Here is a 12,120-nt window from a genome sequence, read left to right as displayed (position 1 = left end):
GCGCGGTTGCGGTGTTATTGCTGATTTGGCTGTTTCGGCTGCTTCAGCGACATCGTATCCTGCTTCGGCGCCTGCGGACGATCGTCCTTTGCAGGCGCAGCCTGCTGCGCGGGCGCGTCGTCCTTCTCAGCTCCAGTCTCCTTCGCTGCACCCTCCTTCTTCGCTGCGTTTGTCTTCGCTGCGTCCTTCTTCGGCTTGAACGTGGAGAGCATGCCGAGGGCGCCGCGGAACGTGAGCGTCGGCAGATAGGCGCGCACGATCGCGATGCCGAGGTTCGCGAGTAGCGCCGAATCCGGGTAGCAGATGTAGACCGGATGCTCGGAGGGCTGGAACTTCTTCTTGAAGTTGTACAGCGACCTGAAGCCGTAGGCGGGTTCGAGCAGGTCGGCGACGAGCGCGAGCGAATGCTGGAGCATGACGGTGCCGTCGATGTTCGTGTCGTCGTCCGGTTTCGCCTCGGACGCATCGTGCAGTCCGGTCAGCGGCGCCGCCGACAGCGAGATGAAGTCGACCTTCTCGTCAGGATGCTCCTCATCCCAGTCGTGCATGCGCTGCGCCATGCGCGCGATGAGGAACTCCATGATGCCGTTGTAGCTGCCGGGACGGTAGCGCATGAAATCAAGCGTCCATCCGGCGATGTGTCCGTCGCGCCACGTCGGCAGCCAGCTCGTGACCGCCTGCACGACGCCGTCGACGTCGATCGCGTAGAGGATGCGCACGCGCGGATCCTTGAGTTCCTCGACGCCGCCGAGCGTGAACTTCATCTCGGGCAGCGCCTTGCCTTGTGACCACTGTTCGGAGATCTCCTGGATCTGCGTCTGCACGTCGGCCGGCGCGTCCTCGTAGGTGCTCATCTCGTCGGTGATGCCTTCGCGCTTCGCCTTGTTGATCGCGGTGCGCACATCCTGCCATTTCTTGCCGGTCGTCTTCCAGCTCTGTGGGTCGATGACCATCTCGTCGCCGACCATGATCGAATGCCAGCCGAGCGTCGCCAGATGGTCGCGCGCCGGCTGATGGACGGCGTAGAACACCGGCGACCACGAATGGTCGCGGCAGAAGCGCGCGAACTCGTCGAGGTCGCTCATCCACTCCTCGGGGTCGCCGAAGGGGCCGGTCGTCGTCAGCGCGATGTGGTTGAGCACGCGATAGGCGACGGCCGAACGGCCGGTCGGCGAAATCCAGTACTCGTTGCCCTCCCACGTCGTCATGAAGCTCATTGATTCGCCGCCGTGCTCGACGAGCTCCTCGGCGCGCGCACGAGCCTTCCTGTCGTAGTCGATCGTCGCGTTGAGCCATGCGAAGGCGACGACGACGAAGACGACCCAGAACACGATGCCGACGCCCTGGTAGACGAGGGAGGCGATAGGCGTGTCCGGCATGAAGGCCAACCGCGTGTTCGTCAGGAAGCCTATCGGCAGGAACCGGCCGGGCAGTTCGGCGAGCAGCACGCGCAGGCCCGGACGCGGTGTGAAATCGCCGGGACGCGTCAGGCCGAAGATCAGATAGACGGCCGCGCATGCCACGAAAGTCGCGCCGAGCACGATCAGACCGATGCGCAGCGGACGCGCCTTCGTGCGAATCGAGAAGTCCGGCAGTTTCGCGATGATCGCGATGGCGTACAGCAGCGGCACGAGCGTGTTGACGAGGCACGTCTCGATCGCGCGCCCCGAGAACGCCGTGGCCGAGCTACCGAGCGCGAAGGGCATCACCAAGTAATAGCTGACGGTGATCACGCTCGACGCCAGATAGAAGACAATGCTGCACACTGCGGCCGTGCGGCGGCCCAGATAGACGCCCCAGGCGAGCGCGAGCATGACGAGCAGCGGCAGCACCGAGCGGATCAGGTCGCCGGTCATGCTTGCGCGCATAAGCTCGTACTGCCGGAAGCAGCCGCTCGTGACCTGTCCGTGCATGCAGCTCGCGAGCTTGCCGGTGTTGACCGAGCCGGGGCTGAGCACCCATGCGAGTCCGGTGAGCGGACCCGCATGCGAGCGCGACGTGGCGGCTACGATCGGGCCGAGCGCGAGCACGGCGCCGATTGCGCCGAGGATGCGGCGCGTCTCGGACGAGCTGCTGTACTGCCAGTGCCACGCCTCGTCCTCAATCGGCGGCCCGGCCATCGCGCGGCCGATGAGTTGGCCGGCGACGGCGGCGACGAGCATGCAGTAGTCGCCTGGGTTGCCGCCGTAGAGCAGCACGACGAGGATCGCCGTGTAGCCGATCAGCCGGATGCGCCGACGCCACAGCTGATAGGCGAAGGCCGTCGACGCGAACAGCGCGCCGATGACGAGCACGAGCGGCGAGAGCGTGAACGGGACGTGGTAGATGATCGCGTTGTCCTGCAGCAGCGTGTTGAAGCCTGCGCATAGCAGCAGGCCGAAGCCGATGCCGACGACGGCGCTCGTCAGGCTCGCGCCGACCGTGCGCCACACGCCCATCATCGGTTCGGCGATGCACAGCATGCACAGAATCAGCAGCGCCTCGACGACAAGCTGGAAGACGCTGCGTGTGAGCACAAGCGACGGCATCAGCCTCGCGAGGTCGAAGGCGCCGAGCGTCGTGCGCATCGACGCGTACGGCAGCGTGCGGTGCTGCACCGCATACCACAGCCACCAGCACAGGTTGACGACGACGAAGGCGAAGGTCGTCCACAGCGCGAACCGCTGCTCGTGCGCCCACCGTCGCAGGTCATGGCCGAGCTGGGCGCCCACCCCGCCGTCGTCATGCGGCCGTCGCGCCGCCGTTGCGCCGTTCATTGCAGCACCTCGATTCCCGGATTCGTCTCCATCCGCTCTTCCTTCCGTTGCCGTCGCTCGTCGGTGCCGGCCTCGCCGTCCCGACCCCCGCCGACGTCCAGTCCCATCCGGTCGCACAGCCACGGCAGCGCGACCGCGAGCGTCTCGTTGACCGCCCGCCAGTCATGCCCCGCGTCCTTGACCTTGATCTCGACGACCTTCCATCCGGCTTTTTTCGCTTCCTCACCAATCGTAGCGATGTTGGCCGTCGAGACGACGTCCTTTTCTCCGGCCGCCAGAATCATCGTCTGGTTCGACGGCGCGTGCGCGCGCAGTGCGTTGACGGGCACCTGTCGCTCGTAGGCGGCCCGATCGCCGCCGAAATAGCGTTCGACCATCTGTTCGACGCTACCGTCCGTCGGCGCGATCTCGCCGTCCACGGCGAGCACGTTGCCATACAGTTCCGGATGGTTCGGGCCGATCTGCGTCGAACAGGTGCCTCCTTGCGAGAAGCCGCCGATCGTCCACTCGTCCGGATTCTCACTCACCGGCAGGTTGCGCCGGATCCAGTCGGGCACGTCGCGCGTCAGGTAGGTCTCCGCCTTGCCCCATCGGGTCGTGTCCGAACACAGCGAGTTGCGCGAGGCCGCCGTGTTCTGGTCGGGGGAGACGACAATCGGCGCCAGACCGTCATGTTTGTTCGCGTACCGCGTCAGGTCGGCGATTGTGTCGCTCGCCGTGAAGAAACGCGTCGGACTGCCCGGCTGGCCGGCGAGCATGACCATGACCGGCAGCTTCGGCGGCCGTTTCGCGAGCGCCGCCGGCGGCAGCCACACGAGTCCCTTGCGCGCGCGGAACTTCGACGCCGGGTTCGGGATGTCCACCGACAGCAGCTTGCCTTCCTTCGCCGGCGTCACCTCGCCGGCGTCGACCTGCTTGGCCCATGCGTCGACGCTGACCGTGTCGAGTGAGATGTGCAGCGTCGAGATGTGCGGATAGGGCGAATAGTCGACGAGCGAACCGATCGTCTGGTATTCGCCGTAGATCGCGTTGACGCGCACGCCGGTGGCGACGAACGTCAACGGCACCATGACGATCGCGAGCGCGCGCCGCCAGCCGCGCGTGCCGATGGCGGCGGCGACGAAGAAGCCGAGCAGCAGGAATCCGACGGCGCAGGCGATGATGACGTCCCGTCCCAGTTCGACGCCGAAGAGCACGATGCCGTTCGAGACGAACCAGACGGCGGCGCCGCCGACGAGGCCGCAGATGAGCGCGACGAGCCCTTGTCGGGCGAGCGCGCGGCGGTGTGTCCGGTCCGATTGCGCGATGATGAGCGTGGCGAGTCCGAGCGCGACGAGCGCCCAGAACAGGATCGGGAACCATCCGCGCGTGATGCGGATCGCGTAGAACCCTTCCCATGCGGTGGCGCAAGCCATGATCGTCCTCCCATCGGTGGCGGCTGCAACATCCTTCGACGCCCGCGTGCGGGCGGTACACACTGTAACGGCGCCGTCGGGTGGCGCGCCGACGATTCGCCGCATCGCTGAACCGGGCGCCCGATGCCGCCGGCTCATCGCACAGCGGATTGTCAGCTTGTCGGGGGACAATGGTCGCGCCCTTTCCCGTCGGGAGACCGTACCGCCGACTCATCGCGGACGGATCGGCACTGGTGAATCCAAGAACCCAAGACATCTGGAGCGGCAAGACAGTGGACAACGAACAACGGCGAGCAGACGCCGACATCGAGGAACTGACGATCCGGACGATCGACCCGGAGCAGGCCCGCGCGATGCGTCCGCGCGGCGCACACGGCACACGCGCCGTCTGGGCGGTCGTCTACGCCGTCGTCTTCCTGCTCGCCGACTACGCGGCGCTCGCGATCATGCAGTGGGGCGTCGCGCTGACGTCGACGCGCGTGCAGCTGTCGAGCGCGAACGAGGGTCTCGGCGCGATGTGGCACAAGATGTTCACGCAGGGCAACTGCGTGCTGCTGCTCAACCTGCTGATTATCGGATTCGTCTATCTGATGTTGCTCATGGCGACGAACCGTTTCTGGGTGGCGACGCCGATCCTGCTGTCCGTGGCCGCCGTCATCGCCGCTGCCGAAAAGATGAAGATCGCGACGCGGTACGAGGCGATCCTGCCTTCCGACCTCAACTTCCTTGGCGGCAACACCGGCGACCTGATGAAGTTCCTGCCGCCCGAGGCGGGCGGCATCATTGCCATCGCCGCCGCGATCATCGTCGTCTCGATCGTGGTCGCCGTCGTCTGTTGGCGTCTCGACCCGCGCCGCGGCGCGCTCATCGCCGGCGGCAACAAGGCCGTCGGCGCCTGCACGCGCATCCTGCTCATGCTGCTGCCCGCGCTTGCCGTCGCCGGCTACGCGCAGTCCGTCGGCAGTGTCGGCTCGTGGGGATACCACGTCTCGCGCGGCATGGGTGACAAGCCGTCGATGTGGGATTCCGTCTACGACGCGCAGCGCAACGGCGTCGTCGTCTCGTTCCTGCGGCAGGTCGATCCGAAGGTCATGGACATGCCCGCCACGTACAGCAAGGAGACGATGGACGAGGTCGCGGCGCGCTACGCGAAAGAGGCGGCGGCGATCAACGAGAAGAGGACGCATTCGCTCGACGACAGCACCGTCGTCTACGTGCTGTCCGAATCGTTCTCCGACCCCACGCGCGTGCCCGGCGTCGAACTCAACAAGGATCCGATGCCCGACATCCGCAAGATCAAGGGGGAGACGACGAGCGGCCTGATGCTGTCGTCCGGCTACGGCGGCGGCACCGCGAACCTCGAATACATGGGACTGACCGGCATGAGCATGGTCAACTTCGACGCGTCGCTGACGAGCCCCTACCAGCAGCTCGTGCCCGGCGCATGTTGGACGCCGAGCGTCAATCAGCTGTGGGGGCCGCCGAGCAACTCGATCGGGCTGCATCCGTATGAGCCGAGCATGTACTCGCGCGAGACGAACTACAAGAAGCTTGGCTTTTCGCATTTCTACGCGCTCAAGGGCGAGGACATCATCGCGCATCAGGACAAGATCGACGATTCGCCGTACGTCTCCGACGAGGCGACCTACAAGAGCACCGTCGAGGAGATCCGCAAGAGTGACGGCAACCAGTTCCTGCAGGTCATCACGATGCAGAACCACATGCCGTACAACGACTGGTACAAGGACAACGAGTTCGAGGTCACCGACGCGGCCGGCTCGGACAAGCCGCTCACCGACAAGGAGAAGAAGTCGATCCGCACCTACGCGAAAGGCATGGAGCTGACCGACGAGGCGACGAAGGATTTCCTCGAGGAGCTCGACGGGATCGACAAGCCGATCACCGTCGTCTTCTATGGCGACCACCTGCCCGGCATCTACTCGACGGCCGGCGCGGACGCGAAGAACTCGATCGGGCTGCATCTGACCGACTACTTCATCTGGTCGAACAAGGCGTCATGGAGCCACGACACGAAGATCGAGGACAGCGCGTACACGTCGCCGAACTTCTTCATCGCGCAGGCCGCCGAACAGATGAACGCGAAGGTCTCGCCGTACATCGGCTTCCTCACGCGCATGCACGAGCATGTGGCCGCGATGGAGCCGCCCGTCGTCAACACGATCCAAGGCTGGGACCGCATTCCCGAAGGGCAGGCGATCTACCTCAACGAGGACGGCGAGCCGATGAACTACGCGGACATGGACGCCGCCACGAAGCAGCTGCTCGCCGACTACCGTCTCATCCAATACGACATCACGGCCGGCGCGAACTACCTCAAGGACACCGATTTCATGACGTTGCCGAAGTGAGACCGGCCGCCCCGCGCGGCGTCGCCGGTATGCACATCACGATCCCCTGACATTTTACCCAGAGTAAAATCTCGGGGGATTTTGTTGTCATCGTCTATTCTTGTAGTTGGTAAAACGTTTTACCGACGTGGTGATGATGTGATGCACGGATAGATAAGCCTGTGCGCATCGCCGCTGAGATTGGATTCAAAGGAGAATACCATGGGAAAGAAGATCATCCTCGACTGCGATCCCGGGCATGACGACGCCGTGGCCATCCTGCTCGCCCTCGGCAACCCCGCGATCGACTTGCTGGGCGTGACCACCGTCGGCGGCAACCAGAGCCTCGACAAGGTGACCTACAACGCCCGCGCCGTCCTGGAGAAGGCGCATGCCGTCGATGTGCCGGTGCACATGGGCTGTGGACGCCCGCTCATCCGCGAGCCCGAAGCCGCCGCGACGATCCACGGCCAGAGCGGACTCGACGGCGTCGAGCTGCCGGTGCCGAGCCGCCCGCTCGACGAAGGACACGCCGTCAACTGGATCATCGACACGATCATGTCCAACCCGCCGCAGACGATCACGCTCGTGCCGACTGGCCCGTTGACGAACATCGCGATGGCGGCCCGCCTCGAACCGCGCATCGTCGAACGCGTCAAGGAGGTCGTCCTGATGGGAGGCGGCTACCATGTGGGCAACTGGAGCGCCGTCGCCGAATTCAACGTGAAGGTCGACCCCGAAGCTGCGCACATCGTGTTCAACGAATCCTGGCCCATCACGATGGTGGGTCTCGACTTGACGCATCAGGCGCTGTGCACGCCCGCCGTGCAGCGGCGCATGGAGGACCTCGGCACCGATCTCGCATCCTTCGTCAGCGGGCTCATGGACTTCTTCCGCGCCTCCTACCGCGAGAATCAGGACTTCGTCGATCCGCCGGTGCACGATCCGTGCACGGTCGCGTACCTCATCGACCCCACCGTCATCACGACGCGGCGCTGCCCGGTGGACGTGGAGATCCACGGCGACCTCACCCTCGGCATGACCGTCGCCGACTTCCGTGGCGCCGAGCCGCCCGCCGAGCAATGCCACACGCAGGTCGCCGTCCATCTGGACGTCGAGAAGTTCTGGAACCTCGTTATCGACGCCATCAAGGCGCTCGGCTGAACCGGGCGCAAGCCCAAAGGGATCAACGAAGATTCAACGAAAGAAGCATCCATCATGTCCACATCGACGAAGCCCGTCGCACCCGTGAAGAACAACGGCGACGGCAAATCCATCGTCGCGCTCATGGTCGCGCTCATGGCGGCCATCTTCGCGTTCCAGCTCAATGCGTCCATGCTGTCCCCGGCGCTCACCACAATGGCCAATCAGCTGCGCAGCGACGACGCCCAGATAGGCATGACACAGACGGTGTTCTTCACCGCGTGCGCCGTGTTCTCACTGTTCCTGCCGCGACTGGGCGATCTTGCAGGACGCAAGAAGGTGCTCATCGGCATGCTCGCGCTCACCGGCATCGGCTGCTGCATCTCGGCGCTCGCCGTCAACGTGCCGATGCTGATGGTGGGACGCGTCATCCAGGGCGTCGCAGGCCCGGTCGTGCCGATGACACTGCTCATGCTGCACGCTCGCGTCACCGACGATGCGCACTATGCGCGGCTTATGGCCATCCTGACCGCCGTCAACGGCGGCATCGGCGGCGTCGACGCGCTGCTCGGCGGCTGGCTCGCCGGCCACTTCGGCTTCCGCTCGATCTTCTGGGTGATGGCGGGCGTCGCGCTCCTCGCGATCATCCTCGTCTGGCTCTTCGCCACCGAAAGCCGCGCGCAGGAGAGCGAGAAGATGGATTGGCTTGGCGTGCTGCTGCTGTCCGCGGCCTTCCTCGCCGTCTATCTCGCCATCGACCAGATCCAGAAGCTCGCCGGCGCCAACTGGTGGCTCGTAGCGATCGAGCTCGTCGCCGGCGCCGCGCTGTTCATCGGCTTCTGGCATGTCGAGAACCATAAGAAGAATCCGATGGTCGCCACCAAGTACCTCAAGCAGCGCCGCACCTGGGGCCTGCTGCTCACCACGCTGCTGACGATGACCGGTGTCTTCGCGATCATGAACGGCATCGTCCCGGCGCTTGCGCAGGACACGCAGTTCGGCGCGGGCATCTCCACCGACACCGTCTCGCTGTTCACGCTGACCCCGTACGCGCTTGTCGGTCTGGCCTTCGGCCCCGTCGCCGGTGTGCTCGCATCCAAGCGCGGATACCGCTTCGTGCTGCGCGCGGGTCTCGTCGTCTCCGCGATCGCGATGGTCTTCGGTATCTTCGTCTGCCACGGCCCCGCGATCTGGAACCTCATCGTCCTGTCGGTCGTGCTCGGCGTCTCGTATGCGGGCACCGCGAACATCATGCTCAACGGACTGGGCATCGTGCTTTCCCCGGAGGACAATCCCGGCTACCTGCCCGGACTGAACGCCGGCGCATTCAACCTGGGAGCCGGATTGAGCTATGCGGTGCTGTACGGACTGCAGAAGGCGTTCACGGCATCCGGTGGCGCGACCTTCGGGTACATGGCGTCGATGGTCGGAGGCATCATCCTGCTCGCCCTCGCCCTCGCCTGCTCGTTCCTGATCCCCAAGCCGCAGCAGGAGTAGCAATCCGACGCGGCCTATGACGCGGTTGCCGGCGGTCATGCCGCCGGCAACCGCGTCTGCATTGTGTCGGGCAGGAGGGCTGCGATGGTTATAGGCGGTGCTTGAAATAGGCGAAGAGGTCGCGCTCGCGCACGCACAGCGCGCCGGCCGTGGCCCCGGCGAGGGCACCCAAAGCGGCGGCGAGCATCGGGCGCAGCGTCAGAACGACGATCTGCTGCGGCGCGGAACCCGCCCACAGATGCATGACGGACAACGGCAACGGCAGACACAGCACGGTCGCCGCGAACGTCCAGCTGGTCGTCTCCAGCATCATCTGGAGCACAAGCGCCGTTTTCGGTACGCCGCAATGCAACGCGGACGCCAATTCGAGACGCCGCGTCCACACGGCGACGAAGCCCAGCGCCAATGCGACGCCTCCGGCCAGCGCGGGCATCCACGCCGTTGCGCGAGATGAGAACAACGTGGAGGAATCAAGCCGGGCTCCGAACCTTGTGTTGAGCTGCCGTACGGTGGGGCGGTTGTCCCTGTCGTCGGACACGGTGCCGACGCTGAGCAGCGCCAATGATTCGATCGAATCGGGGACGGGCCATGTCTTCACCAGGCATTCGTCGAATACGCCGTCCCGGGGCACCGGCTGCACGACGGCATAGGTTGCATTGGAGCTGCGTCCGTCCTCGGGGGAAGGGTAGACCCCGGCGATTGTCGCCGGTGTGTCGTCGGCGAGCCTCGCCGTCTGCCCGCTTGCCAGGCCGAGCGTCTCGGCAGCCTGACCGGACGGCCAGATGCCGCTCGATTCGGAGCCGGTAAGCGCGCGTGTATCGCGGCTGTTCGCGGAGGCCAGCGCCTGCACCGCGCCCGGCGTCGCCTCCAGCAGCGGCAGCGACGTGGAGGGGAGTACGGCGAACGATATGCGCGTCTCGGCGGTCCGGATCGCGCCGGCGGCATGCACTCCCGGGACGTCGGCGAGCGACTCGCAGGATCGCGCGTCGATGCGGCCGGGATACTCCACGACGTAGGTCGAGGCCCCCGAGGAGACGTAGTCGTCGATGCGTTCGCCGATCGAGCGCAGTTGGAACAGCTCAGCACCTGCGGCGGCGAGCATGATGGCCATAAGCGCCGCCGCGTACAGCAACGCATGCGTCGTGCCGGTAAGGATGTCGCGCATGGCTTCGCTGGTCACGCCGCGCAGCCGCATCTGCGCTCGCTGTGCCCAACTGTGCCCGTTCCGTGCTGCGCTCATTGGTAGTCCCTCAGATCGATCACGTCGGTGCATGCGTCGCGGGTATCTGGATCGTGGGTGGCGATGACGACGATGACGCCGGATCGGCCCAACGCGTGAAGATGGTCGTTCACTTCCTTCGCGGTGTGCCGGTCGAGCTGCGCGGTCGGCTCATCCACAAGCAGCAGCTGGGGTGCGGTGGCGATGCCTCGAGCGAGCATCAGACGTTGCGCTTCGCCGCCGGACAGGTCGCAGAACCTGCGCATGGCAAGGGATTTGAGTCCAAAAGCGGCAAGCAGCGCAAGCGCGTGGCGGTTCGCCGCCTCGCGACGCTCGCCGCGTGCGATGAACGGCAATGTCATATGATCGAGAGCGCTACGGTACGCGACGCCGTGCGGGTTCTGCTGCACCCAATGCAGCTGTTCGCAATGCACACGTTCGACGCTTCCCTCCAACGGCGTGATCCATCCGGCGATGATCGAAAGCAACGTGGATTTGCCTGAGCCGGACGGTCCGATCAATGCATAGACGTGACCTGCGTCCAATCGGCGTGTGAGGCCATGGAACAGCATGTCCGCACCATCATGACCTCCGTGGCTCGCATGGAAGGCGTGGCCCACATCGTGCAACAGGACCGTTGCGTCCATTGTGTTCGCCGCGTTCATCGGCAACTCACCGTCTTGTCGGCGGGCACGTCAACATGCTCCAATGTGCCTGATTGCGGGGAGACCATCGATCTTCCCAGCTGCGAGGCCACGATCGTCACCTGCTGTGGCCTGCCGTCGACGGTCACGCAGCCCTTCCCGCTGCTTACACCGGTCAGTGCGGACGGAGGAACGATCGATACTGCGCGCGGTTCTGCCAGCGACCACTGATAGATGACGTCGACGGACGAGCCGTCTGCTGCGGCGGATTGCTGTGGTGATGCGCCCGAGGACGACGATGCCGAAACGCCCGATCCGCTGCCGGAGAGCATCGACTGGTATTCGCGGCTCGCCGCGATTGCGTTGAGGAAAGCCGGATCGTTCATCTGTGTGACATCGTCGTCTATTTCGAAGGTCTTGTCGGATATCGTCACCGTGCGTTTACCCGCCGCCGGCTGCCCGTCCGCATTTTCGGGAGTACGGATGATTGCGACGTTGGTGATGATCGGGGCGGTTTGTGCGATGTTGTCTCCTGCATGGACCTGCGCGCCGACTCGCACCGGGCATTGACGGATTGTCATCGCACTGGCGGGTTGCCACAGAATCTGAGCTGGATTGAAGCTCCATCCGTTGTCCGCCGTGATGAGGGGAGCCCCGGTCTTCTCGGCGAGCGCGTTGAACGCGGCGATGGAGTCGGAGGAGAACGTATCCGTATCGGGGGCCGCATATCCAAGGTCACGTAGTGCGTCATGCAACGAGCGCACATCGTTTCCCTGCGTGCCGATGGCGAGCGGCCGGTACAACGGGATGCTGGTATGCAGCGACAGCACGGCATGATCGTTGATGGAGAACATCGACGTTCCCGAATGCAATGCGGCGCCGGCGGTGCAGGTGGAGGAGGTGAGCGTCCCGTCCTGCGGCATCTGCAATGTCGAAGCGCTGCTTTGGGTGAGACGGAAGGTCACGGCGCGCCGATCGTCGAAGACGCCGTCCTCGACGGTCATCGTGCCGGCTGTCGCCTTCGAGTCAAGGTCCTTGGGAGGGATGGGGCGTATGAGAAGCAATGCAAGTCCCATGCCGATGGCGAGCATGACCGCG

General features: G+C 65.1%; 8 protein-coding genes. 3 read left to right on the top strand and 5 right to left on the bottom strand.

Annotated features, from left to right (window positions below; genetic code table 11):
• Nucleotides 1-14: 14 nt before the first annotated feature.
• Complete coding sequence (locus tag CGZ88_RS03630; RefSeq protein ID WP_081663869.1) at nt 15-2,756, bottom strand: bifunctional lysylphosphatidylglycerol flippase/synthetase MprF; 2,742 nt, start codon at nt 2,754-2,756, stop codon at nt 15-17.
• Entirely contained in the window at nt 2,753-4,171 is a 1,419-nt protein-coding gene (locus tag CGZ88_RS03625; RefSeq protein ID WP_081663868.1) for an alpha/beta hydrolase-fold protein, read from the bottom strand. The genes CGZ88_RS03630 and CGZ88_RS03625 overlap by 4 nt, the downstream gene beginning before the upstream one ends.
• Before the next feature lie 353 nt (nt 4,172-4,524).
• On the opposite strand from CGZ88_RS03625, the gene CGZ88_RS03620 reads away from it, so the two are divergent.
• From CGZ88_RS03620 to uriT, 3 genes are all read left to right on the top strand, one after another.
• Entirely contained in the window at nt 4,525-6,540 is a 2,016-nt protein-coding gene (locus CGZ88_RS03620; RefSeq protein WP_196799989.1) for an LTA synthase family protein, read from the top strand.
• 201 nt (nt 6,541-6,741) lie between these two features.
• Nucleotides 6,742-7,683 (top strand): uridine-preferring nucleoside hydrolase UriH, encoded by a 942-nt coding sequence (gene uriH, locus CGZ88_RS03615; RefSeq protein WP_026644484.1) that lies wholly within the window; start codon nt 6,742-6,744, stop codon nt 7,681-7,683.
• A 54-nt stretch (nt 7,684-7,737) separates the two neighbouring features.
• Nucleotides 7,738-9,159, top strand: a complete 1,422-nt coding sequence (uriT, locus tag CGZ88_RS03610) for a uridine transporter UriT (RefSeq protein ID WP_051198311.1) — start codon at nt 7,738-7,740, stop codon at nt 9,157-9,159.
• 88 nt (nt 9,160-9,247) lie between these two features.
• Here uriT and CGZ88_RS03605 read toward each other — a convergent pair whose 3' ends face one another.
• From CGZ88_RS03605 to CGZ88_RS03595, 3 genes are all read right to left on the bottom strand, one after another.
• Entirely contained in the window at nt 9,248-10,399 is a 1,152-nt protein-coding gene (locus CGZ88_RS03605) for a hypothetical protein (protein ID WP_026644482.1), read from the bottom strand.
• Nucleotides 10,396-10,950 carry an ATP-binding cassette domain-containing protein gene (locus CGZ88_RS03600; protein WP_231371370.1) on the bottom strand — a complete coding sequence of 185 codons (555 nt, stop codon included), beginning with the start codon at nt 10,948-10,950 and terminating at the stop codon, nt 10,396-10,398. The genes CGZ88_RS03605 and CGZ88_RS03600 overlap by 4 nt, the downstream gene beginning before the upstream one ends.
• A gap of 89 nt (nt 10,951-11,039) precedes the next feature.
• Nucleotides 11,040-12,026: a hypothetical protein gene (locus CGZ88_RS03595; RefSeq protein WP_133120887.1), complete on the bottom strand. Its 987-nt coding sequence runs from the start codon at nt 12,024-12,026 to the stop codon at nt 11,040-11,042.
• Nucleotides 12,027-12,120: the final 94 nt, after the last annotated feature.

It is taken from the genome of Bifidobacterium anseris, from assembly GCF_002860345.1.
Lineage (GTDB): Bacteria > Actinomycetota > Actinomycetes > Actinomycetales > Bifidobacteriaceae > Bifidobacterium > Bifidobacterium anseris.
Note: the sequence above shows the minus strand (reverse complement) of the source record. Positions and strands in the feature narration are given on the sequence as shown.